The organism is Chitinophaga oryziterrae, assembly GCF_009758125.1.
Lineage (GTDB): Bacteria > Bacteroidota > Bacteroidia > Chitinophagales > Chitinophagaceae > Chitinophaga > Chitinophaga oryziterrae.
This window is the reverse complement of sequence record NZ_WRXO01000006.1, coordinates 357,490-381,406: the sequence shown is the minus strand read 5'-3', so window position 1 is coordinate 381,406 and position 23,917 is coordinate 357,490. Positions and strand designations below refer to the sequence as shown.

20 protein-coding genes are annotated in these 23,917 nt (G+C 42.6%); 6 read left to right on the top strand and 14 right to left on the bottom strand.

Annotated features, from left to right (window positions below; all coding sequences use genetic code 11):
* Positions 1 to 10: 10 nt before the first annotated feature.
* The 3 genes from GO495_RS21270 to GO495_RS21260 all read right to left on the bottom strand — a co-directional run bounded on the left by GO495_RS21270 (position 11) and on the right by GO495_RS21260 (position 5,207).
* Entirely contained in the window at positions 11 to 3,286 is a 3,276-nt protein-coding gene (locus GO495_RS21270; protein WP_170302700.1) for a SusC/RagA family TonB-linked outer membrane protein, read from the bottom strand.
* A 108-nt stretch (positions 3,287 to 3,394) separates the two neighbouring features.
* The gene (locus tag GO495_RS21265) at positions 3,395 to 4,540 is read right to left on the bottom strand and encodes a FecR family protein (RefSeq protein ID WP_157301743.1); all 1,146 of its coding nucleotides are present in this window, start codon (positions 4,538 to 4,540) and stop codon (positions 3,395 to 3,397) included.
* A 70-nt stretch (positions 4,541 to 4,610) separates the two neighbouring features.
* A complete protein-coding gene (locus tag GO495_RS21260) occupies positions 4,611 to 5,207 on the bottom strand; it encodes an RNA polymerase sigma factor (RefSeq protein WP_157301742.1) in 597 nt (198 codons plus the stop codon).
* 318 nt (positions 5,208 to 5,525) lie between these two features.
* On the opposite strand from GO495_RS21260, the gene GO495_RS21255 reads away from it, so the two are divergent.
* A complete protein-coding gene (locus tag GO495_RS21255) occupies positions 5,526 to 8,522 on the top strand; it encodes a SusC/RagA family TonB-linked outer membrane protein (RefSeq protein WP_157301741.1) in 2,997 nt (998 codons plus the stop codon).
* Positions 8,523 to 8,542: 20 nt separating this feature from the next.
* Positions 8,543 to 9,850, top strand: a complete 1,308-nt coding sequence (locus GO495_RS21250; RefSeq protein WP_157301740.1) for a RagB/SusD family nutrient uptake outer membrane protein — start codon at positions 8,543 to 8,545, stop codon at positions 9,848 to 9,850.
* A gap of 427 nt (positions 9,851 to 10,277) precedes the next feature.
* On the opposite strand, the gene GO495_RS21245 is transcribed toward GO495_RS21250, so the two are convergent.
* A complete protein-coding gene (locus GO495_RS21245) occupies positions 10,278 to 10,931 on the bottom strand; it encodes a suppressor of fused domain protein (RefSeq protein ID WP_157301739.1) in 654 nt (217 codons plus the stop codon).
* Between the two features lie 310 nt (positions 10,932 to 11,241).
* Here GO495_RS21245 and GO495_RS21240 point away from each other — a divergent pair, with 310 nt between their 5' ends.
* Positions 11,242 to 12,432, top strand: coding sequence for a glycosyltransferase family 2 protein (locus tag GO495_RS21240; protein WP_157301738.1), 1,191 nt, complete (start codon positions 11,242 to 11,244; stop codon positions 12,430 to 12,432).
* A gap of 296 nt (positions 12,433 to 12,728) precedes the next feature.
* On the opposite strand, the gene GO495_RS21235 is transcribed toward GO495_RS21240, so the two are convergent.
* The 6 genes from GO495_RS21235 to GO495_RS21210 all read right to left on the bottom strand — a co-directional run bounded on the left by GO495_RS21235 (position 12,729) and on the right by GO495_RS21210 (position 17,700).
* Positions 12,729 to 13,553 carry a hypothetical protein gene (locus tag GO495_RS21235; RefSeq protein WP_157301737.1) on the bottom strand — a complete coding sequence of 275 codons (825 nt, stop codon included), beginning with the start codon at positions 13,551 to 13,553 and terminating at the stop codon, positions 12,729 to 12,731.
* 957 nt (positions 13,554 to 14,510) lie between these two features.
* Positions 14,511 to 14,909, bottom strand: a complete 399-nt coding sequence (locus GO495_RS21230; protein ID WP_157301736.1) for a hypothetical protein — start codon at positions 14,907 to 14,909, stop codon at positions 14,511 to 14,513.
* Positions 14,906 to 15,265, bottom strand: a complete 360-nt coding sequence (locus GO495_RS21225) for a hypothetical protein (protein WP_157301735.1) — start codon at positions 15,263 to 15,265, stop codon at positions 14,906 to 14,908. Before GO495_RS21225 ends, GO495_RS21230 begins: the two co-directional genes overlap by 4 nt.
* A 13-nt stretch (positions 15,266 to 15,278) precedes the next feature.
* Positions 15,279 to 16,673, bottom strand: coding sequence for an RHS repeat domain-containing protein (locus GO495_RS21220; protein ID WP_157301734.1), 1,395 nt, complete (start codon positions 16,671 to 16,673; stop codon positions 15,279 to 15,281).
* 66 nt (positions 16,674 to 16,739) lie between these two features.
* Positions 16,740 to 17,537, bottom strand: a complete 798-nt coding sequence (locus GO495_RS21215; RefSeq protein WP_157301733.1) for a hypothetical protein — start codon at positions 17,535 to 17,537, stop codon at positions 16,740 to 16,742.
* On the bottom strand, positions 17,506 to 17,700 hold the full coding sequence (locus GO495_RS21210; protein WP_157301732.1) for a hypothetical protein: 195 nt from the start codon (positions 17,698 to 17,700) through the stop codon (positions 17,506 to 17,508). The genes GO495_RS21215 and GO495_RS21210 overlap by 32 nt, the downstream gene beginning before the upstream one ends.
* A 535-nt stretch (positions 17,701 to 18,235) precedes the next feature.
* Between GO495_RS21210 and GO495_RS21205 the strand changes: the two genes are divergently transcribed.
* The 3 genes from GO495_RS21205 (at position 18,236) to GO495_RS21195 (ending at position 19,755) form a co-directional block, all read left to right on the top strand.
* Positions 18,236 to 18,574 (top strand): ArsR/SmtB family transcription factor, encoded by a 339-nt coding sequence (locus tag GO495_RS21205; RefSeq protein ID WP_157301731.1) that lies wholly within the window; start codon positions 18,236 to 18,238, stop codon positions 18,572 to 18,574.
* Entirely contained in the window at positions 18,571 to 18,999 is a 429-nt protein-coding gene (locus GO495_RS21200) for an SRPBCC family protein (RefSeq protein WP_157301730.1), read from the top strand. Before GO495_RS21205 ends, GO495_RS21200 begins: the two co-directional genes overlap by 4 nt.
* Before the next feature lie 300 nt (positions 19,000 to 19,299).
* Positions 19,300 to 19,755, top strand: a complete 456-nt coding sequence (locus GO495_RS21195; RefSeq protein ID WP_157301729.1) for an ankyrin repeat domain-containing protein — start codon at positions 19,300 to 19,302, stop codon at positions 19,753 to 19,755.
* Between the two features lie 41 nt (positions 19,756 to 19,796).
* On the opposite strand, the gene rnhA is transcribed toward GO495_RS21195, so the two are convergent.
* From rnhA to GO495_RS21175, 4 genes are all read right to left on the bottom strand, one after another.
* Positions 19,797 to 20,261, bottom strand: coding sequence for a ribonuclease HI (rnhA, locus tag GO495_RS21190; RefSeq protein WP_157301728.1), 465 nt, complete (start codon positions 20,259 to 20,261; stop codon positions 19,797 to 19,799).
* An 18-nt stretch (positions 20,262 to 20,279) separates the two neighbouring features.
* Complete coding sequence (locus GO495_RS21185) at positions 20,280 to 21,917, bottom strand: acyl-CoA carboxylase subunit beta (RefSeq protein ID WP_157301727.1); 1,638 nt, start codon at positions 21,915 to 21,917, stop codon at positions 20,280 to 20,282.
* Positions 21,918 to 21,984: 67 nt separating this feature from the next.
* A complete protein-coding gene (locus GO495_RS21180) occupies positions 21,985 to 22,614 on the bottom strand; it encodes a C40 family peptidase (RefSeq protein ID WP_157301726.1) in 630 nt (209 codons plus the stop codon).
* Between the two features lie 12 nt (positions 22,615 to 22,626).
* Complete coding sequence (locus tag GO495_RS21175; protein WP_157301725.1) at positions 22,627 to 23,739, bottom strand: CapA family protein; 1,113 nt, start codon at positions 23,737 to 23,739, stop codon at positions 22,627 to 22,629.
* Positions 23,740 to 23,917: the final 178 nt, after the last annotated feature.

Here is a 23,917-nt window from a genome sequence, read left to right as displayed (position 1 = left end):
TCATTAATTTTTAGAATGAGAGATTCAGACCTACTACCATTGTACGTAATTGCGGGAAAGCAGAATACCTTCCTGTACCTAAACCAGGGCCTGTTCCGGGCAGTGTGGTTTCAGGATCGTACGCATACTTTTGTTTAGCCCAGGTATACAGATTTTGTCCCTGTGCATACAAAGAAGCACCAGACATATGTACATGCTGCAACCATGTCTTTGGCAGGTTGTAAGTAAGACTCAGCGTTTTGAATTTGATGAAGGAAGCATCTCCCCAGTTATAGTCAGAACTGGCCAGATTAGAATAAGCCTGATCATAATTAGCACCGGCAGATGGGAAGAAAGCCTTATCCCCTGTTGTTTTCCATCTGTCAAGAATAGCAGTGCTCTGGTTCGTATACCCATAACCATATGGATAGAAATTAGATGTCAGGGTACTGTTTTTGAATCCATTGCGGTGATTGAACTGGAAGGTAAAATCAAGCGTGAAATTCTTATACGAGATATTGTTGGTAATACCACCGTAATACGGATGACCAACATTCATTGGAACTCTGTCGGTAGCATACTGAGGAGTCGCACCTTTGGAAGTAAAGGTAGGGGAACCTGTAGTTGGATCTACGCCTGTATAATGATATAACAACTGTACATCTATAGGCTGACCAATAACATAGGTGGTGCTATAACTGGAGGTAGCCAGGTTCGGGAATGAAATCAGTTTATTCCTGTTAATGGTTACATTCAGGGAAGTAGTCCATTTCACACTTTTAGACTGGATATTGGTAGTCGTTACTTCAAATTCCCATCCCTTATTCTGAATCAGCGCAGGGAAGTTACCGGTATAATTAACGAAACCGCTCTGAGTTGGTAAAGCAATGTACACTAACTGGTCTGAAGACCGGTTGCGGTAAAAGTCGGTTTTAAGCAGGATACGGTCGTTCCATAATCCCAATTCCAGGGCAAAATCCAGCTTTTTAGTCGTTTCCCAGTGCAGATCAGGATTGGAAATATTGTTTTGTACCAGTGTATTGGTACCAAGATAATTATAGCCTGTCCATGCAGAAGTATACAACGCACTATACAGGTAATTAGGGATCTGATCATTACCGGTTAAACCATAGCTACCACGTAATTTACCAAAGCTGATGACAGGGATATCCGCCATAAACTTTTCTTTGGAGAACAACCAGGCAGCACCTACTGCACCAAAGTTCCCGAAGCGGTGGTTAGGACCAAAACGGGAAGAGCCGTCCCTGCGGAAAGTTCCATCCACAATGTATTTGTCCTGCCAGTTATAATTGGCCCTGGCAAATACTGCATTGTACTTATACACGGAGTAATTGTTAGACCTCACCGTAATAGTACCTGCACTTGAGATGGAGTTCAGCAATGATTCACTGCTAAAATTTGAACCATATAAGGAGATGCCGGTTGCTTTACTCTGCTGGAAAGTTGTTCCGGCCAGCAACTGTAATTTTCCACCTTTAATACCAGTAGTATATTCTATCTGAGGTTCTACTATATAGTTATCATTGCCGTTATTGGCAGAGCTCAGATTGTTAGCAGCTGCAATCACGGCAGGTGTTGCAGTAGCTGCAATATTCTGAGAGCTGGCAGGAATGGCTACCGTTTGTTTTAGTATAGTCTGTGTAAAACCAAGGTTTGCTTTTACTGTCAGATTGGATAATATTTTATAGGAGATATCTGCAGAGCTGATAAAGTTAGTGGTTTGACCATTATACTTTTTCTTTAGATAAGACAAAGGATTGGTACGTGTCCAGTTCAATGAATTATCCGCATTATAGATAGGATAATTTGGTGGCAGATCATACAGCGAACTTAAATCGGTCTGAGGCAGGTTGTTCTTAGCGTAAGAGTAGTTCACGCCTACGTTCATATTGAATCTGTCGTCCAGACTTCTATGTCCTGCATTCAGTCTGCCGGAAAGAGAGCTGTTATCAAAATCTCCGGGGAATACGGTGCCTTGTTTACGATAGTCAGAGCTGAACAGGAAAGTGTTCTGTGCATCTCCACCGGATACAGATACGGCCGCATTGGTATAATGAGCAGTACCACCGATAGCCCATTTCTGCCAGTCGGTATAAGCATTCTGGTCCCATACCAGCAGGTCTTTAGCATTGGTAGTGGTAGGAGTAACGCCGGAATGGGCAAAAGCGTCTTTACGCATCTGCAGGTATTCCTGTGTATTCATCATGGGGATATAACGATTCACGTTAGCGATACCGTTAGATACATTGATATTGAGAGATGTTTTGCCTTTACGTCCTTTTTTGGTAGTGATCAGGATCACGCCGTTAGCGCCTCTGGAACCATATATAGCAGTAGCATCGGCATCTTTGAGGATGTCTATGCGTTCAATATCTTCCGGAGCGATCATGCTGAACGGGCTGATATTACCATTGGCGCCACTGGTACCATACGCATTCAGCGCATCAGTAGTAGGTTGTCCGCCATTAAATAAGGTGAACGGCACACCATCTATCACGTATAAGGGAATGAATCCTGCCGCAGCCGTGTTTTGTCCGCGTATCTGTACTCTCACGCCGGCACCGGGTAAACCGTTATCCTGTGTGATCTGCACACCGGGAATGTGGCCCTGTAAGGCGGTAAGAGGGTTATCTATAGTCTGGGTAGCGATCTCTTTGGAAGTGATGCTGCTGATAGCGCCGGTACTTTTACGCTGGGTAGTAGTACCATAACCGATGATCACTGTTTCGTCCAGCACTTTCCTGTCGCGTACCAGTTTTACGTTTAAGGTATGGCGGTTACCGATCCTTATCTTTTGAGGAACATAACCAATGAAAGAGAAGATCAGTATGGTCTCTTCATCAACATTAGGATCAGTAAGATCATATTCTCCTTTTGCGTTGGTGGTCATACCAATGCCTTTGCCTTCTACCTGTACCGTAACATGTTCTAACGGACCTTCATCGTCGGTCACGACACCCCGTATGACGAAAGGGGGGCCTTTTTTTACTATTCCTTTAGGTTGTACAATGATCGTTTTGTCTACGATGCGGTAAGCAAGTGGCTGGTCCTGGAAGCATTGGTCCAGTACGGTCTGGATGGAAGCCTCTTTCACCTCGATGGTCACTTTTCTGGCAGATTGTAATTGCTGGTCATCAAACAGGAACAGGTATCCCGTCTGTGCTTTGATGACACGGAAGATTTTCTCTAATGATGCATTCTTTTCTGACAAAGTGATCTTTTGTGCATAACTGCTGGCGCTCACCTGCAAACAGGCCGCGAATAAGATCAGAAATGTTAATTTCATGGTCAGTCTGATTTTGGCTGGCAGGAGCATACGGATATCCCGCCCCCTGTTAAGAAACGTTGGCTTCATCGTTTTGTTCTGATTTTGGTTTGTTGGCTGTATAGATTATTACGGCATAGCTGTTACTGTCCTGTCTGATACTTTAAAATGGATGCCACCTGTTAGCTCCAGTTTCTGTAATACCGTTGTGATGTCTGCATATCTCGAAATCTGCCCGGTAAATGTTTTGCTCTTTATATTCCCCTCGTACTTAATGTCTACATCGTACCAGCGGCTGATCTGCTGCATAATGGATACGATGGATTGCTGATTGAATTCGAAAAGACCATTTTTCCATGCGATGGCTTCTTCCATGTCCGCATTGTCTGTTATCCGTTCGTTTACGGCCTGCTGACCAGGTTTAAGCAGATGCCCGTTTACTTTGATGGCACCTGAAATCAATGTTGTTTTAATGGTTGGTTCATCTTCATATGCCATTATATTAAAACTTGTCCCTAATACGTCTACAGTTATATTGTTCGCCTTCACATGAAAAGGCATGTTTTCATTCTTTGCAACTTCAAAATAGACCTCTCCTTTTATAGTTACTGTTCGTTCTTTACCGGCGAAAGCTGCCGGGTAAGTAATGGAAGAGGCAGCATTGAGCCATACTTTTGAGCCATCCGGCAGGGTTAGTCTGTATTGCCCTCCTTTGGGGGTGGTCATGGTATTGTACAGTGTTTCCTGCCCATTACTACCTTCCGGGGTATATACCAGTTCCCCTGTAGGCAGTTTTGTTATCCTGACATTGCCCTGCTGGCTTATAATGCCGTTAGCCACGCTGTCGAGCGTGATGGTGGTACCATCGGCCAGGGTAAGTACGGCCACATCTTTGCCTGGTTTGATTTTTAGGGCGATCGCCTGTTTGGGCGCAGGATGGTAGGACAGATAAGTAACTGTTGTAATGCCAATAAGTAAGGCAGCCGCCCACCACCATCTGTTTCTCAGGAAATGTACCCTGTGAACGGGTTTTGCAAAAGGCGTTACAAACCCGATCGCCTCATATACCCGGTCGGCAGATGCTTTCAAATCCCCGTCTTCCACAGGAGTGTCCAGTACTTCTATCACTTCATGCAATAGCTCCACATTGGCAGGGTTCTCGGCCATCCAGTTGTTAAGTACCTGCTGGTCCCTGTCATTGAGTGTAGCGCCAGCCCGTTGTCTGCTGATCAATGCGGCAATATGAAGTAATTGGTCGATCTCTGTTTCTTTCATAAAAACGAATGGCTGATATAATACAAACACAGCCCAATGCCTTTTGGGTTAGTCGGGGGGCAACTTTTTTTTATTTATTTAAAAGGGACAGGAGGATAATAGCAAGGGGGTAGATATCCTTCCCCTGTAATTTCTCTTTAACAAGCTCCATAGCACGCGATTTCTGTGCTTTGATGGTATTGACGGAGATACCCAGTAAACGGGCTATTTCGCGGTTGGGAAGGCCTTCAATAAAGCCTAAACGGAATACCTGCTGCATCTTTTCAGGCAAAAGCGACACTGCTTTGTAGATTTCCGCCTTTACTTCCGCCCGGATGATCTCGTTTTCGATGAAATTCATCTCCTGGTCCATACGGGTGGTATAGTCCTGGTGACGGCGTTCCAGGTTCTTTTCCTGGCGCAGCTGATTCAAACAGCCATTCTTTGCGGTAATGTAGAGGAATGCTTTGATCGACTGGAAAGTACTGACGTTTACGTGATGCTGCCATAATTTGATGAATGCCTCTTCGGCAATGTCTTCGGCAGCGGCTTTGTCTGAGAGTATCCTTTTGGTGAAGCTGGTGATAATGGCGAAGTACCGGTCCATGACGTAGCGAAAGGCCAGTTCATCGCCCTGTTGCAGGCGTACTGCATATGCATCTTCGCTTATTATCCCCTCTTCTTTCATATTATCAGGGGTGAAAATAATTTATTTTCCCGATTTAATCTGCGCCTATATGGAAGTTGTCGAGTTGAAAATATAACTTATTAAAACCAAATAAAAAAGAAGAAAATACTTGTAAATTTTCGTAATCTGCTAAATATGAATATAACGTTATAACAAGACCGGCTTAATGAGAATAATCCTGGCAGGCGTTTTTTGTTGAAACCCAGATGTTGCCCGTACCTGCAGGACACCACAACAAAAGTAATATTCCACAAAAATCCAGAATCATGCTGCTGTAAGCATTCATTATCATTCATCATTTTCTAAATCGAACAAGCTATGTTTCTACCAAAATCCAGCTTGCTGGTGCTGCTTTGCCTGTGCAGCACTCTCGCACTATTTGCGCAGCAAAACATTTCCGGTCACATAAAGGATGCCGTGAATGGCAGACCTGTTCCCGGAGTGACCATCAGGGTACCCAACACCAATAAGGGTACTATTTCAGATGCCTCAGGCGCATACACACTGACCGTCCCTGCCGGTACACCTTCCATACAGGTGAGTTATACCGGGTACAAAACCCAGACCTTAAAGCTGACACCAGCTACTTCTGTACTGAATATTTCTTTAGAGGAAGATTTTGCCCGTTTAGATGAAGTGGTAGTGACGGGCCTTGCTACGAATGTAAAACGAAGTAATCTCGCCAATGCCGTGGCCACCATCTCCGGACGGGAACTCAACGGCGTAGCCCCTGCACAGACTTTCGACGCTGCCCTTAGCGGTAAAGTACCCGGCGCCCTCATTACCGCCAACTCCGGCGCTCCCGGTGGTGGTTTTTCTGTAAAGATGAGGGGGATCACTTCCATCTTCGGGAACTCCCAGCCCTTATATGTGGTGGATGGGGTCTTCTTTAACAACAGCAGTATTCCTGCCGGTTTAAACGATGTTTCCGGCGCAGCTACGGCCGGTAACCCCAATAACCAGGATAATCCATCCAGTCGTATTGCAGACCTCAACCCCGAAGACATTGAAAACATTGAGATCCTGAAAGGCGCATCTGCAGCGGCCATGTATGGCGCCAAAGCAGCAGCCGGTGTAATTATCATCACCACTAAAAAAGGGAAATCAGGTAAAACGAAAGTGAGCGTAAACCAGGAACTGGGCTTTGTAAAAGTAAGACACCTGATGGGCGTACGCCAGTTTACTGCTGAAACAGCAGCCGACCTGGCCGGTACAGGAGACAATCCCGATCCGGCCGTACAGGCAAGACGTGATGCCTATAAAGCACAGTTTAACGCTGCCCAAAGCGCCGGCAAGATCTACGACTATGAAAAAGAAATGTACGGGGAAACCGGACAGGTATTAAACACCGGCTTATCCATCAGCGGTGGTGGTGATAAAACAACCTTTTATCTTTCCGGTAACCGTCGCCAGGAAGAAGGTATTGTTAAAAACACGGGGTATTTCAACAATTCTGTCCGCCTCAATATTGATCATAAGATCAGTGATCGTATCTCCCTTGGCGTTACTACCAATTACATCAATTCCTCTTCCGACAGAGGTCTTACGAATAACGATAACAATGGCGTTAGCTACGGGGTGGCCCTATCTTCTACTCCGGATTTTGTGGAGTTGCATCCTAATGCACTGGGAGAATATCCCCGTAATCCTTTTGCAGCTTCCAATCCACTGGAAACGCGTGATAAGATGCGCAACAACGAGCAGACCAACCGTTTTGTGGGTGGAGCCAACCTCGATATCCGTATACAACAGAATGATCGCTCTACGACCAGGTTTATTGGTCGGGGTGGCGTAGATTACTACAACTACAAAACGGCCGCCTTGTTCCCCCGCGACCTTCAATTCGAAGAGAACGGACAGCAGGGGCATTCCATACAGGGTAACACCAATAACATCAATACCAATATCGGTGGTTTCTTTGCCAATACATTTACGCCTAATGATAAGATCAGTTTAACCAGTACAGCGGGCGCCACCCTCGAAACAGGTTTCATGGATAATATACTCACAGTAGCCACCAACCTGGTTTCCGGACAGAGTAACCTGGATGCCAGTGCGAACACGACCACTCATCAGTTCCGTCAGAAGTACCGTGATAATGGTCTCTTCATACAGGAAGACCTCTCCCTCATAGAGGCGATCACATTAAGTGCAGGCGTACGTTTCGACCGATCTACCAATAACGGGGATTATAAAAAATACTACGTATTCCCTAAAGGTTCCCTCTCCTGGAATATTGCCAAGATGAAGTTCTGGAACATGGCAGGTGTTGAGAACCTGAAAATAAGGGCCGCTTATGGACAATCCGGTAACGTACCACCTTACAGCAGTAAGTTTACCGGTATGCTTGGCAGTAATATCGGCGGGTATCCCGGTATACTGGTAGATAACCTGCAAGGTAATCCGGCCATCAAACCGGAGCGTCAGGCAGAATTTGAAACAGGGCTGGATGTAAGTATTCTGAGCGGAAGGGTAAGCCTGGAAGCGACTTATTACAACAAGAACATCTATGATGTATTATTGCGTCATTCATTGCCAGGTTCTACCGGTTATGCATCTGAGTGGAAGAACAGCGGTAACCTGAAAAACCAGGGTATTGAACTGGGACTTACGCTGGTACCTGTTAACACCGCCAATTTCAAATGGAATTCCACTATCAACTGGTGGATGAACCGTTCCAAAGTAACGAAGCTGCTGATACCACCTTATGCGATCGGTGCATTCGGTAATTCACTGGGAACTTTTTACCTGGAAGAAGGACAGCCGGCCACACAGATCAAAGGAACTGTTGGCAGTGAGCTGAAATTAATAGGTAATTCGGAGCCTAAGTTCCAGATGAGTTTCTTCAATGAGTTAACCATCTACAAAAACTTCTCTTTCCGCTTCCTGATCCATTGGAAAAAAGGTGGAGATAATATCAACCTCACGCAGTTGTTAACGGATGCGGGCGCTACTTCTCCCGACTTCGATAATCTCATCAACGGAACTAAGGCAGGCATTTATCGTCCAAGTGCAGGAGATGCTTCCATTTATGTACAGGATGCATCGTATCTGCGTATCCGTGAGATAGGGCTGTATTATAATGTCCCGCTGAAAAACACGAATATTATCAAAGGTATACGGGTAGGTATCTCTGCCAATAACTTCTTCACCTGGACAAAATACGTTGGTTATGATCCTGAAGTTTCCAACTTCGGAAGTAATACGATTACAACAGCGCAGAGTCGTGGTAGTAACGGGTTATCAACAGGAGTGGACGTTACGCCGTTCCCTGCTTCCAAGAGAGCCAGTTTTCACGTGGGTATAGATTTATGATCAATTTAAAATCATTATATATGAATAAGTATTTTGCAGCTTTTATTATACTGCTATCGTTCAGTGCCTGTCAGAAAGGAGAGATCAACAGTCTGAATACTCCTGTAGTAGATGGGATCACTGCTAATCCTACCAGAAGTGATTTATTTAACCTGGTAACAGGTGCAGAGTCCGGAATGCGTAATAACATTGCTGCCTACCTGGATGGTACCGGTGTTATCGGCAGAGAGATTTACCGCTTCTCCGGTGCAGAACCCCGTTATACCACAGATCTTTTAGGTGGTGGCACTAAAAGACTGGACAATAACACGTTCTACATTACCAACCCCTGGGCTTCCCGTTACCAGGTGATCAGGCAGTGTTTCATTCTTTTGGATGCCATCAGGAACACCCGTAGCGCTATTGCTTCTGATGCACAAAAGAAAGCCTTTACCGGTTTTGCCAAAACGCTGATCGGCTACCAGTTGCTACTCAATATCAACATGACGGATTCCAACGGCGCCCGCATCCCTGTTCCTAACGGAGCAACGCTGGGCCCTGTAATCACTGATCCTGGTGTGGTGATGGACTCTGTGCTTAAATTCCTGGATGATGGTAAGGCGGACCTTACCGGATCGGAAGTCATGTTCCCTTTGTCTGATGGCTTTTTAGGGTTCAAAGATGCGGCCGGTTTGCTCAAATTCAACCGTGCATTAGCTGCCAGGGTATATACTTACCGGAAGAACTGGACGGCGGCTTTAACTGCGCTTAACGAATCCTTCTATGATCTGAATGGTACGCTTACTACAGGTGTATATCACTCCTTCTCTACCAATGGTGGTGATCTGGCCAATACGATGTACCTGGCGCCTAATGGTAATGGTGAAGTAAGGGTAGCGAATCCTTCTTTTGTCAATGATATCGTAGCGGGTGATGACCGTATCAATAAAACCGCGCTGCGTACTTCCTCTGCGAGTCAGAGTGGCTTAACCGGTAACCGGGACCTTACTATCTGGAATTCTCTTAACTCTCCTGTCAGTATTATCCGTAATGAAGAGCTAATATTGATCTATGCGGAAGCCAAAATTCAGACCAGTGCTTTTCCGGATGCTATTGTAGCCTTAAACCGTATCCGCACGGCACATAATCTCCCTGCTTATGCGGGTGCCGTTACTTCTGCTGCATTACTGACAGAACTGCTATACAACAGGCGTTATTCTTTGTTTATGGAAGGTCATTGGTGGATAGATGCAAGACGTTATGGCTTGCTGGGAACGTTGCCAAAGGACAGGCCTGATGATGATGTGTGGGCAAGATATCCGTTACCTCAGAATGAGAGTAATATATAATAAAATGAAGAGGGCGCCTCAATTTTGAGGTGCCCTTTTAACAATTATAACCGGTGAACTTAGTTCGCTCCGATTAAAATGCCGCCGATCAGGATAGGTGCAGGATCTGCGCTGGTCATAATTTGCAGCATTGTCATTAGATCTTCGTTTTGATTCATGGTAGTTAAATTTTGAGAGTTAAAACTTATTGTAAATTTTTCAATTGGTAATTAAGGTACAATGACTCAGATGTTATTGATCATAAATACACTACATCTGACTGTTTAGTTCTCTGATTTAGTTTTGGAATATGGGTTCAGGATTTGTATTTCAATTTAACTTCACCTAATATTCACGTCAGATAAGGTGTATTTATTGATCAATAACATCTGACGCGAAGATTATATAATCATTGTGAAGCCGGATGTTGTACATCCGGCTTCCTATTTTAACTCTTTCTTGTAAGGTCTGTAATCAGCAGTGGATTTGTCTCTCTCATCTCATTGATCAGCCTCTCCACATCTGCTATTTTAGGGCTCGCTAACAATCTTTCTGTTTCTTTGGATGTTAATCCTACCATTTGCAGGAAAGATACTTCTCCATTTGGCGTCTGGATTACGCCCAGTTCGGGATCAAGGACGAATGCAAGTCCTACGATGTCTGTGTCCGTATCCAGTCTTATGGGACCATTAGCAGGGATAAAATGATAAGGTTCGAACCATTTACCGCTGCTATAGACATATTTAGCCAGGTTATTCATCATCTGTATCACCCATAAAGGATCTTCTTTATCCCCCTCAAAAGGCCTGATCCTAAAAGTGAACTCAAAACCCCATTTACTGAAAGGCTCCTCTATCTTCTCCAGGTCATAATATAATTCGGACATACCATAACTGATAATATGCCTGTGAAACGACTGTTTTTCGCTGTCATAGATACTGGAGCCGTCAATAGGGTCCTCCCCTCCTGCTGCGTAATGGAGAGGGGGAGCGTAATGCCTTGGCTCTGTATCTCCATAGATTTCCTCCAGTTTCTTATCTATAGAAAGCCATCCTACTGCATCTTCTTCGTCAAAAGCCGCCTTGTATTCTTCCTTTGTCATTATTTTAAAGTTACGGGGATTTGCCCCGGTGCCAGCGTGAAAATAAATATTTTCCGGGAGAATTGAATTTTTGGATAGCTAAACCGGACTATAAATAAAATTTCAGAGTCTTATTTTTATTGTATTTTAGGGTTAGCATTTAACCCGTAATAATCTATTTAAGTCTCAACATTTACGTAATAATTCCTACCATCCCTATCAGGAAAAACCAATTTACATTTATCACCTTATTACTGTATCTACATGCGAACACTGTAGCCTGTTATTGTTATGCCCATTTCTGATCCTGTTTAGTCCCAATTCAATCACCATGATGACGTTTCATCTTTTATTCATCGCCCTCTTCATTTACCTGCTGGCAAGCGTCAGCTATCTTTTCATGCTGGCTGTAGCCGGAAGATGGGGTACTTTAAACAAGTATACCTCTCATCCTGAAAAGTTACGTATTGCGGTTTTAATTCCCTCTTACAAAGAAGATTCTATCATCGTTCATACTGCTTCGCATGCACTGAAACAATCTTATCCTTCAGACAGATACAATGTAACCGTCATTGCAGATTCATTATTACCAGAAACAGTTAACCGGCTAAAAGCCATACCGGTTAATGTTATTGAAGTGCATTTTGATAAAAGTATGAAGGCTAAATCATTGAATACGGCTTTGAGTAAACTTGCATCACATGATATTGCTCTGATCCTCGATGCAGATAATCTCATGTCTTCGGACTGTCTAGAAAAGATCAACCATGCTTTTCACAGTGGCTGGAAAGCAGTGCAATGTCATAGAACTGCGAAGAATAGAAACATCCCTGTAGCTATTCTTGATTCATTAAGTGAAGAGATGAATAACACTATTTTTAGAAAAGGACAACGAGTGCTTGGGCTTTCTTCTGCCCTGATAGGCTCCGGTATGGCATTTGAATTCGATACCATCCAAACGATCTTTGCCTTACCCATTATTCAAAATAATACCGGCGAGGATAAAGAAGTAGATGTACAACTGGTAAAAAGAAACATTGTAGTTGAATACATCGAAGATGCTTACATTTATGATGAAAAAGTACAAAGCCCGCAGGTATTCGAGAAGCAGCGTACCCGATGGATAGCTACCCAGGTAGCCCATTTGAAAAGTTTCCTGCGGAAAGACATGCTTCGGTTATCCGGGCAGCGCATGTACCTTCATAAAGTGTTTCAATGCCTGCTCTTACCCCGGTTGTTATTAATGACCATCTTCTTCGTTCTATCCCTTCTCATGCTTGCAGATGCCTGGCTGGATGTTGATTTCATTTACCCCGGATATAACTACTGGCTAAGTGTAATGGGGCTGTATGCAGCTACTTTGTTGTTGGCTATCCCACCCTCTTTCTATAACAAATCAACGCTTTATGCCTTTTTCACTGTACCGATACTGGCGGTCTCTATGCTTCGGGCCATCCTTCATATCAGGCAGAACAGAGCGGCTTTTCTGCATACACCTAAGGTATATTCGGGCGATGATTAACCAGAAGCTGATGGCATGTACATTCGGGTTAAAGCTATAGTAACCTACTATTATAGTAGAAGGAGACATAAGGTTAGGTTGGACCTGTACCGGAGTTGGGGAGAAAAAGAGGAATTGAGGAGAATAAGCTGCCCTGAGGGAACCATTCCAGGAGTATAAAGGCAAAATCATTGTCCATTTACACTATTTGCTCCTGTTTCAAGTGGAAAAAGTTGTTAACGGGCATAGCAAAGCTATCAGAAGCAGGCTTCCAAGACATACAAATCAATATTTTTATGTAGGATAACGGAGCAATGCTATCCCTCCGGTAGGGAATTAGCGTTAACAGGTATTATCATCAAAGTACCTCCTACCGGAGTGGCAGATGGTACCCACAACCGGGGTGCTTTATTCCGATACTTTCTTTTCAGCTCTACAGGTTTTTCTACCGGTGGGAATACCGCCATTACATCCAGGGCATGTCCTTGCCTGTTTTGAGATAGATGCAGCTGTCCATTCACCTCATAAAAGGATTGTACTTCCAGCAGGATCAGTGTAATGTCTTTGCTGTTCATATTCATCGTCAACGTAACTGGGGTATGTTTTTCCCCGCGTTTGATTACAGCGGTATTACTTTCCTGTTGCCGGGTAGTTCCCCGTGCGAAATTAACCGATAAGCCTATAGCCTTTATGGCTATATGAGTGGTATTACGTAAGGCATGGCTGCTGTGGTTAAAAGTGCCAGGGAATGAGATACTGATATCACCTGTATCACTTTTTTCAATAGCAGGCTTGCTTTTTAAAAGCTGCTGAATACTGGCCGTGCTGTTGAACTGGAAATACCGCAGGAATTGTATATTGGCAGCTATCAGGGTCCGTTGTCCGGATGGGTGATTGACATCGGCCCGTAAGATCTCTCCCATCTTCGTATTCAGACGGAAATGCAGCGAGTTATCATAACAAAACCGGGTGTATTGATGAAGGGCCTTGCGAAGCAGGCTACTGCTCTTGCTGGCAGCACCAAAATCGGCAGCGGCTCTTTTCGTGGCAGGTGTTTGCTTCACTATTCCGGGAGCCTGGCGGATAAAGTAATGTTTCCGGTTTTTTCTATCTTTCCGGTAGTAGTATATATGATTCCCCATTCTTCCCGAAATGGGGATAAGGCTATTTTGAGATGGTATAAAAAATTCGTTTCAGTGTTCTATTAAGTTACTGAAAATCTGGTTTTCTGACAAATGGAAGGATTGTTTATAGCCTCCCAATTTTTCAACCTGATTCCTGTTTATGCCAACCTTAATCTGCTAAACTATTTTTCATGAGGCTGTAAGCCCATCGAACATGCCATTTGTTGTCATTTCGCCCAGATTCCATTACTCTGGCGTATAATTACTAAAAGCAATGTATATCCTTGTTTTATGAATTTTCAACAAATAGCTCTTTGCTTCCGTAAAAGAAGTAAAAGAATGATCACGTAATGAAAAATCTATAGAAGGAGCTTTATTTACAGATGACAATTTAACTGCATCCGGAGCTACCTCAACTGAGAGCTTCTTATTAGGATCTTTTAAACAGTCTATCTCAACGAAAAATAATTCTGATTTAAATCAGTAAAAATATATAATAGATTCCCCAAATGTGTTATTTAAGAACAAAGTAAATTCTTCTATATCTATCATTTTATTGTATTCGTTCCTTTGTACGTCCATGTGTCCAGTAAAAAGCGTGGACCCTATTTGATGATTGGCTCAATCACAGAAACACTCATCTTCATGATATCAAATCTCATTATGGTGCAACGGTTGTCAAAAGAGAAGCCGGTGATTAGTAAGAATACAATGATAAGAGATCGTTATACCTCAAATGCGCGCTCTCTTTGACTTTCTGGAGACATATATTACCATGAATATCCAACGAGCTACAACGAGCTATTGAATTTTATAAAGGACGCATATATTACATGACGTAAAACGCATAACCCTGTACCCCTGTATTGGGTTCGGATATAGAGGGGAATTTAAATCTTCTCAAAATCAGCTGCAACCATTATCCGATAATGGCTACAGCTCTATTGGAATATTTTTTACCAGATAATACCGTTATTAAATATCGAATATAAATCGTTTTTCCTCTTTACTATATTCAACCCCTACAGGTTCTAATTTCAGATCATAGTTTTGGGCTAACCATCCTCTCATTGCACAATATAAACCTTCTTCCTGAAAATGAACTGGATTAGTCTCGACTGACTTTATATAAAAACAAACCGGAGAACCATGTAACCTTTGATTAATAACTTCTGACAACTCCAAAATTGACCTCTTTATATATTTCTCAATATCTCGTTGAGACAAAAAAGGCAGAGAACCGTTTATTCTTAAATAAATACCTTCTATTATTTGAAGATCCCCTTCTATTATTTCAGGGTTTATAATTTCTTCAACATCGATAAAAATAGCAACGCCAAAAATACCTCTTAAAATAGCATACTTATAAATCATAACTTTCGTGCATTAAATAAATGAAAAGCGTCCTTGCTAAAAAAGTGTTCAACTCCATAGTTCCCTGTTTGCGCCTTTAAATAATCAAAACCATGCGCAGCTCCCTCTCCATATATACGGCTGTATTTACCAAAAAACAAAGTAGCCTCCTCTGTGCCAACAATTATTGTATGTGTTTTTAGTGCGCTTAATTGTGCACGACTTATTTTAAACTCAAGTATAGACATACTAATGCCCCTACTCAAATAAGTATCTAAGTATGCTTGCGCTTCGGCTTTCGTTTCCCAAGCATACAACCCTTCTCCCCATTGACCTCTTAATGCGTTGGTTGGCCATGGTGCACCTCCTTCTTCCAATAAGCGTGCTATATCAGCTCCTCCCTGCACAGAAAATTTTGCTAGACCATTTATTCCTTATCTCGCCTCCATTCTCATTGACAAAAGATTTCGCCCCCTGTCTCTGTTCCGAAGTCGAACCAAATAGACCAAAAAACAAGGCTCCATTCGGATCAATATTTCTAATTGGGTTATTACCTAATCCTGCATAATCACTAACACCAGGTCTTGATACAGGATCTAAATTCCATCTTCTCCCAATCCTAGTATCATACTCCCAGAACTCAGCAGTATTATGATTTCCACGTGAATCAATCTCATTACTCTTCTCTTGCCCGTTAAACCCATAACGGTATTTACTACTACTAAATCCTCTACCCGGCATCTGCATACCAAATGGATAATACTCCTGAGTGGAAACAATATCAGCTTCGTAATGATCGAATACACTTCCTGTGAAAATGCTGATCTTCCTGTCTGATACTGTTGCCAGTACATTACCTAAATGGTTACTTAACTCAAAGAACTTCTTACCCCGAATAAAATTAATATTAAATCCTGAACCAAGACCAGCTAAATTAATTGTCTCTGGTATTATACTGGTATCCACATTGGTATTCAATGTATTAATACCTAAACGGTTAGTCCCATATAGGTGCGTCTCTATTTGTGAAATTGCGCCATTGTTAATCGCGTTATCTCCTTTAGTATAAACACTCATCACACTTCCCGCTGCATCACGTACATACCAGGTCTGTACACCGTTCACCGTTTTGCTAACGCGGTTACCAGCCACATCGTAGGTATAGCTAATAGTAGTACCATCCGTTTTAGTGATTGCAGCAATCTTGCCGTAAACATTCCAGCTGATATTGCTAATACTGCCAGCATTGTCTTTTATAAGGTTTCCGATAGCGTCATAATCATAGTTAGCAGCAGACTGGTTATCAATATCATTATCGTAATTAGCATCCGCAATATCATCTTTTATGAAATCAAGTTTGTTTGTACCTGTTTTGTAACTGTAACTCAGGCTATCCATTTGTTTGTTTGGAGCAGCCTTATTACCATAGCGATTGTAGGTGAGAATGTTGCCATTTGCATCATAACTAATAGACTCCTTATAATCAGGTAAAGCGACTGGCGTCCAGTTATTCGTAGTGGTATTTAAACCATTGGATACCTGCATCTTTTTAAGCCTGTTAAGAACGTCGTAGTTATAGGAATATAACAAAGCATTACCCAAAGAAGGCAGATACTGGCTGATAGCAGATATATTACCGTTGAATAAGGAACTTAAACCGGGGACAGACGCAAATGGTGCTACTGAGTTATTGACAGATTGATAGTCTCTGTTACCATAGTAATGTAATGCAAATCCAACCACATCTTTTGCCACCATATTTCCGGTGGCACCATCATGCCCCATATCAAAGGCCGGTCATAGCTGTAACGATGGTAGAATGCATCTTTCTCTCCAGGTTGGTAGGCAACCTTAAAAATTCTCTGTATAAGAAATCGCGTTCACCGGATCTGTTTCGGGGTATTGCGCCTGGGACCGTACTTTCCCATTCATATCATTTAGTTCCACTTTAAAGCCCTGACTAATCGCCAGGAAGTGTTTAGCATTTATTCTCAGGAAATTGGCAAGTAAAGGTTTATACCTTTTTTTACTATCTGCCAGTAAAGTCATATCCGTCAGCGTCGGGAAATCATATGTTGTATAAAAGCAGGTTTCCTCGTAACCATTGGCTGAGCGAACATTTTTATTGTTAATCGTTCTTACCCTTACTTTACTATAACCAACAGATGGGGACGGATAAAACGCTTCTCCCAGCGGCAATTCCGAATAGCCCATACTTATGGGGGCCAGTGCGGCTACCTGTATATTGTATTGCAATGGCAAACGCCAGGGGTTTTCCTCTCCACCGATATTTGGTTCATATGTAGCAACACCACTGCTAATCAATTCATCCTGTCCGTTTACAGTACGGGTAGTAGTATATGAATACTCCTGTCCATAAACAGATTCTTTCTGTTTGGTCATCGCATTCCAGTGATCATATGAGCGGATGCGTTTTACACGTAAACCGCCGCCATACTTTCTAAGTACAGGGCTATTCAGGCGTACGTAAGAACGGGATGTATCTATCTGGTTGGCCCATCCTTTAAGGCGGGCAGTATTATCATAAGTTTGTATGGCATTCAGTAAATTATCTGCCTGTGACAACAGCACCTTTATTGCGTCTGTCCAGGCGGCATCACCGCCCACATCCATTACCATCTGTCCCATACAACTCATATTCACTGTTCAAAGCTGCCGATGCAGTTCCCTGTATAGAAAATCTTCCAAGGAACATCACATGATTCAGGAGAATATTTTTAGTATTGAAATACACGAAACTGCTATCGGGCTGACGGTTATAGAACTGGGTATAAGACAGGGTAGTATTCATAGTAATACCATGATAGGTATAATAGTGGCTCAATGAGCGGAAATACCATTAGATCTCCCTTTCCGCTGCTAGTATGTAAAAGGCTACTGCGTTGCATCTGGGCATAGGTATTGAAGCCTCCTGCCAGGGAGATAATTAATATATAGATGAATGTCTTCAATTTGCCTTAATGGTAAATTTTACTTTGAGCTAACGTAATACGAAACTGTTTGCAGTAAATGAACTACAGATAGGTAACGTCGCACGGTATATGAATAATAATGGATATTATGAACGCATAGGTAACAGTTTATCAATTGCTATATAACGGTTGTCCTGATAAAGTTTACGATTTGAATTTTTGTCCCTGGAAGAGTAAAATGAATAGTTGATATAAGGTCATTCACAAACTTTAAGTGCAGCAAATGTAATCTGTTACAAACATATTTCAAAGCTTTCATACAAATTTAATTTATCATGTTACATTTCCCTCATACAATATTTATTTGCGTAACCGAAAGGTTTCATTACATTTGTAACCGAAAGGTTTCATATTATGAGAAGAGATGTATTTCAGGCCATAGCAGACCCTACCAGAAGAGAGATTATTCATTTGGTATCCAGGCAGTCATTAACACAAAATGCTGTCGCTGATCACTTTGATATCAGCAGACCAGCCGTATCCAAACACATCAAAATACTAACAGAATGCGGCCTGATCGTGATTAAACAACAGGGGCGGGAAAGGTATTGCGAAGTACAACTGAAACAGCTAAACGAAGTATCTGACTGGATAGAACAATACCGTGAATTCTGGACCAGCAAATTAGATGCGTTAGGGAAATTCTTAGAAGAAGAAAAACGCACACCAATAAAAAAAAATAAACACAGATGAAAAACGAACCATTTGTAATTGAACAGACTTATAACGCACTTGTTGAAAAGGTGTGGCAAGCCATTACTGATAATGATCAGATGAAACAATGGTATTTTAAGCTCGAGGAATTTAAACCTGAAGTGGGTTTTGAATTTGAATTTACAGGCGGAAGTAAGGATAAAACGTATACGCACGTATGCAAGGTAACTGAGGTAATTCCCGGCAGGAAACTTACCCATACCTGGACATACAAGGATTATGAAGGAGCTTCTTATGTAACCTGGGAATTATTCCCTGAAGGTGATAAAACAAGGTTAAAACTAACCCATACCGGATTAGAAACATTCCCGCAGAACAATCCCGATTTTGCGAAAACAAGCTTCGAAAAAGGATGGACTTCCATCACCGGTGCTTCTCTGAGAAATTTTGTAGAAAAAAACTAATGCTATACGGAGTAAGGGAGATCATCTCTTACTCCTTTTTAACCTCTCTTTTATCATTCTTCCCTTTTTCTGATAAAACTCTATTATCAGCTTTCCACTACATCGTTATTACAATGTTAATTATTGTTAATGCTAGAAAATAAATTAATTAAATTATATATTTGAAATATATAAGATTCATTTAAGGGAAAATGTAACACGTTAAATAAGGACTCAAGGGTTATAAATGAATATTTTATAGCAAATCAGCCTATTAGGGAACACTGTACCAATAAACCAAGATCAAAAAATTCTATTAAAATGAAGAAACTTGCCCTCGTAATTTTATTACTGATGTCTACGTCGATGTTATTTGCTCAACAAAGCATGAATGACAGTATGTATGATGCTGTCGTAAAAGGGGACACAATAGCGATGAAGGATTTTATAAAAAGAGGTGTTGACGTCAACCTCATTATAAAACAGGGATTTGTTGAAGCAAACCTGATCATTACTGCTGTCTATAATAAAAACGCGGATGTTGTCAAATTACTGCTGAGAAATGGCGCTGATGTAGACCTGGACGATGGATTTGGCGCTACTGCCCTGATGTATGCCGTAAGCAATGCCAATGTGGAACTGGTGAAAATCTTACTGGACGCAGGGGCTGATCCTGCACTTAAAGATAAAACGGGGAATAATGCTTTCTCCAATGCCAAGGTGGCGAGGAATAAAGAGATTACCAAAATGCTGAATGAGAAGAAAACGAATGGTTAGATAAAAAAATCCCCGGTGTATGATACACCGGGGATTTTTTATTAAGAAGCAGCGCTGGCTTCAAAGCCGGTATCTACCAGCCAGTCTCCGCTATCCGCTGCCTGTGTGGCTAATTCATCACAACGGTTGTTCAAAGGATTAGAAGCATGCCCCTTCACCCAGGTAAATTTGACCTGGTGCTTTTTATAGGCAGGAATAAACCGCTGCCACAGGTCTTTATTCTTTTTATCCTTAAACCCGATCTTTACCCAGTTCCATAACCAGCCTTTTTCAATACTGTTTACTACATATTCGCTGTCTGTAAAGATGCGTACGTTCAATCCGTCCTTCTTCAGGGCTTCCAGTGCAACGATCACCGCCAGCAACTCCATACGGTTGTTGGTAGTCTTGCGATATCCCTGCGATAATTCCTTGCGGACACTATTCCACATCAGTACTATTCCATAACCTCCCGGCCCGGGATTACCGCGTGAAGAACCATCCGTATAAACAATAACTTCCGACATAGCGCGCAAAGATAATATCTACACCTGAAAAACACCCAAATTAAAACCCGCTTCCATAGGTGCCTGGTTAGCAGCTGTAATACCGGCGGCTAATATTTTACGTGTATCCGCAGGGTCTATGATCTCATCCACCCATAAACGCGCTGCCGCATAGTATGGAGTTGTCTGTGTATTATAACGCGCCATAATATCTGTTAACAAACGATTTTCATCTTCCGGAGTGATTACTTCACCTTTTGCTTTTAAGGAAGCTACCTGGATCTGTAACAATGTTTTGGCTGCCTGCTCCCCTCCCATTACAGCTATCTTTGCATTAGGCCATGCATAAATAAAACGGGGATCATATGCCTTGCCGCACATCGCATAGTTGCCCGCACCATAAGAGTTCCCCACTATCACGGTAAACTTGGGTACTACGGAATTAGCGACCGCATTCACCAGTTTAGCGCCGTCTTTGATAATGCCGGCATGCTCACTCCGGCTGCCCACCATAAATCCCGTTACATCCTGTAAGAATACCAGTGGAATTTTCTTCTGGTTACAGTTCATGATAAAACGGGCTGCCTTATCCGCACTGTCGTTATAAATAACGCCTCCCATCTGCATCTCTCCCTTCCTGCTTTTCACGATCTTGCGCTGATTAGCTACAATACCCACTGCCCAGCCATCAATACGGGCATACCCGCAGAGAATACTTTTACCATAATCTTCTTTATACTGATCAAATTCAGAACGGTCCACTATACGGCCTATCACGTCCAGCATATCATAAGGACGGGTACTGTCTTCCGGAATGATGCTGTAAATCTCAGCAGGATCTTTTTCCGGTGGTGCAGACGCAATACGATCAAATCCCGCATCCGCCGGATGTCCGAGTTTACCAATGATCTTTTTGATATGGTCCAGGCATTCTTCGTCTGTTTTGAATTTATAATCTGCGATACCGGAGATCTCTGTATGGGTAACCGCTCCTCCCAGGGTTTCGGCATCTACTGTTTCCCCTATAGCTGCTTTCACCAGGTAAGGCCCTGCAAGGAATATAGAGCCGTTCCCTTCCACCATCAGCACTTCATCACTCATAATAGGCAGATAGGCGCCACCGGCCACACAGCTGCCCATAACAGCGGCAATCTGGGTAATTCCCATAGCGCTCATGCGGGCATTGTTGCGGAAAATACGGCCGAAGTGTTCTTTATCCGGAAAGATCTCGTCCTGCATAGGCAGATATACACCGGCGCTGTCTACGAGGTAGATCACAGGCAGACGGTTCTCCATCGCTATTTCCTGCAGACGCAGGTTCTTTTTACCGGTGAGCGGGAACCAGGCCCCCGCCTTGACCGTCATGTCGTTGGCCACGATCATGCACTGACGGCCGCTTACATAACCAATACCACCTACAGTACCAGCTGCGGGGCAGCCACCATGTTCTGCATACATATCATATGCAGCAAAGGAGCCTATTTCTGCAAAATCCGTGTTTTTATCCAGCAGATAAGCAATACGTTCACGTGGGGTTAATTTTCCTTTTGCTCTGACTTTTTCGAGGTTCTTTTTGCCTCCGCCCTGTTCGATGACGGCGAAGCGTTGTTTAAGGGTGCTGAGTGCCCTGCGCATGGCATCTTCATTCCTGTTCATGTCCAGTTGCTGTGTATCCATATGATTGTTTTTGGTTCGGACCCGTGGGATCAGCACTCAAAATAAGGAAAAACACACAATTATGGATTTAATTGCAGGGTAACTCTGCGGGAATAATGGAAGAAGTGCTATCTGCCTCGAATAAACGTTTGGCATAAATAAGCCTTTCCTGGTAATACCGGCTGTTGGTAATATCAGTGATATTCACGCCCTGATCACTGGAATGGATCATGAATATTTTACCGTCTTCTACTTTGTAGACGCAGCCAACATGACTGATCTTCTTATTCTTTGAACGTCTGCGACCTGAGAAAAAGAGCAGGTCTCCGGGAGAACAGGATTCCGTAGTGATGGTTTGTCCCAGCTGCCCGATATCGGTAGCCCTGCGGGGTAAAATCCACCCTATATGAGAAAACCCGTATTTAATGAGGCCACTGCAATCGAATCTGTCAGGACCAATAGCCCCTCTTCTATAGGGCTTGCCTAACTCAGATTCCAGGACCGAGAGCATATGATTAATATTGTTACTATCGCTGGCGCTGATCGATATCGTATCTACATCAGGTGCTAAATACGCGGCTGGCAGGGAGACTACTTTCTTTTTCTTCTTGTGGAAGATAGAAAGATGGTGTCTTGTTTTCTCCTTGTTCTTTTTTCTCTCTTTCGCCTGAGCAGTTGAAAGCGTAAAGAAAGATATAAAAATTAGTAATTTCTTCATTCAAACACATTTTTACCACAAAGTCCCGGCGCCCACTTCTTTAAATCCAAAATCCTCTTCTGATAATGTCCGAATCAACCTGAAAGCCCCCATAGTACTGTCTATTTTGGGAACTCCCTCTCCTTCCTGTAAAAAAGAGAACACTTTATTCTCCGCCAAAATTCCTTTGTTCGTGATTTTTACCTGCAACAAAGGTGCAATATTATTGGGATATTTTAAATTGAATTGATGATAAGTTGCAAAATTACCCAAACTGTAAGCAATTAATTTCTCCTTATATAACTCCATTCCCCTTACTACATGGGGGCCAGAGCCTATTACCAGATCAGCTCCTGCATTTACACACATGTGAGAAAAATGCCTTACATCTCCACGGTCCTGTCCGAAGAAAATCTCTCTTCCCTTTGGCGTATGTTTTTTGGAAGCACCTTCTCCGCCGCCATGGAAAAAGACGATCAACACATCACACATCGGGCGTAGCGCTGTAATAGTAGCCTTTACCAGAGAATCATCATTCAGATCCAGGCAATTGTTATGCGGTGCAAAAGAAGCAAAGCCAAATTTGGTATTACGGACCGTGAGTGTATCTACGGGATGTTGTGGTACACCACTGGTGCGGATATTATTCTTTCCCAGAAAATCCAGCGTGTGTTCAACCCCTTTCATTCCAAAATCAAAAGAGTGGTTATTGGAGATGTTCAGGTAATCGAAGCCGGCATCTTTATAAAATTGTGCATATTTCAGCGGAGTGCGGAAAGCGAAACACTGATTACCGCCACATTGTTTGTATAATGGCGCATTGTCGGAAACGGCACTTTCCAGGTTGCCTATACGAAGATCTGTAGATTGCAATAATGTCATTGCCGCCTGCAGAATATTTCCTTCTGTATCTCCCGGTAAAAAATAAGCAGACGGATAGCTTGATCCAACCATTAAATCTCCTACTATAGAGATGCTGATCGTATCAGTTTCAGGCTCATGAACAGCCTGAATAATATCCTTTCTTACAGGTAATTGTTCTTTTACTTCAACTCTCCCTAAAAACAAAGGAGAAATGACCGCTAATCCCATTACATTGAAAAAGAATAGCTGAATTTTGTTGTTTCCTAAAGTTGCTTTTTGCACGGGGGGTCTTATGCTGATTTAATATAATATTACAATATTAGCTGAATTCAGGGAGATGGGAAAGCAGTCAGGTAATGGCTGTCCTGACTCATTTTTAGTTATTACTGATTATGAGACATTTATTACTACAGGGTATTTTTTCTTGTAGTCACTTTGTAGTCATTTTACAAATGGGATA

Coding starts and splice junctions, on each gene's coding strand:
- GO495_RS21255 (WP_157301741.1), top strand. CDS start 5,526: ATGTTTCTACCAAAATCCAGCTTGCTGGTGCTGCTTTGCCTGTGCAGC.
- rnhA (WP_157301728.1), bottom strand. CDS start 20,261: ATGTCGGAAGTTATTGTTTATACGGATGGTTCTTCACGCGGTAATCCC.
- GO495_RS21230 (WP_157301736.1), bottom strand. CDS start 14,909: ATGATTTATAAGTATGCTATTTTAAGAGGTATTTTTGGCGTTGCTATT.
- GO495_RS21195 (WP_157301729.1), top strand. CDS start 19,300: ATGAAGAAACTTGCCCTCGTAATTTTATTACTGATGTCTACGTCGATG.
- GO495_RS21185 (WP_157301727.1), bottom strand. CDS start 21,917: ATGGATACACAGCAACTGGACATGAACAGGAATGAAGATGCCATGCGC.
- GO495_RS21270 (WP_170302700.1), bottom strand. CDS start 3,286: ATGAAATTAACATTTCTGATCTTATTCGCGGCCTGTTTGCAGGTGAGC.
- GO495_RS21200 (WP_157301730.1), top strand. CDS start 18,571: ATGAAAAACGAACCATTTGTAATTGAACAGACTTATAACGCACTTGTT.
- GO495_RS21240 (WP_157301738.1), top strand. CDS start 11,242: ATGATGACGTTTCATCTTTTATTCATCGCCCTCTTCATTTACCTGCTG.
- GO495_RS21250 (WP_157301740.1), top strand. CDS start 8,543: ATGAATAAGTATTTTGCAGCTTTTATTATACTGCTATCGTTCAGTGCC.
- GO495_RS21245 (WP_157301739.1), bottom strand. CDS start 10,931: ATGACAAAGGAAGAATACAAGGCGGCTTTTGACGAAGAAGATGCAGTA.
- GO495_RS21205 (WP_157301731.1), top strand. CDS start 18,236: ATGAGAAGAGATGTATTTCAGGCCATAGCAGACCCTACCAGAAGAGAG.
- GO495_RS21180 (WP_157301726.1), bottom strand. CDS start 22,614: ATGAAGAAATTACTAATTTTTATATCTTTCTTTACGCTTTCAACTGCT.
- GO495_RS21260 (WP_157301742.1), bottom strand. CDS start 5,207: ATGAAAGAAGAGGGGATAATAAGCGAAGATGCATATGCAGTACGCCTG.
- GO495_RS21215 (WP_157301733.1), bottom strand. CDS start 17,537: ATGGGACAGATGGTAATGGATGTGGGCGGTGATGCCGCCTGGACAGAC.
- GO495_RS21220 (WP_157301734.1), bottom strand. CDS start 16,673: ATGGGGCATGATGGTGCCACCGGAAATATGGTGGCAAAAGATGTGGTT.
- GO495_RS21210 (WP_157301732.1), bottom strand. CDS start 17,700: ATGAATACTACCCTGTCTTATACCCAGTTCTATAACCGTCAGCCCGAT.
- GO495_RS21265 (WP_157301743.1), bottom strand. CDS start 4,540: ATGAAAGAAACAGAGATCGACCAATTACTTCATATTGCCGCATTGATC.
- GO495_RS21235 (WP_157301737.1), bottom strand. CDS start 13,553: ATGGGGAATCATATATACTACTACCGGAAAGATAGAAAAAACCGGAAA.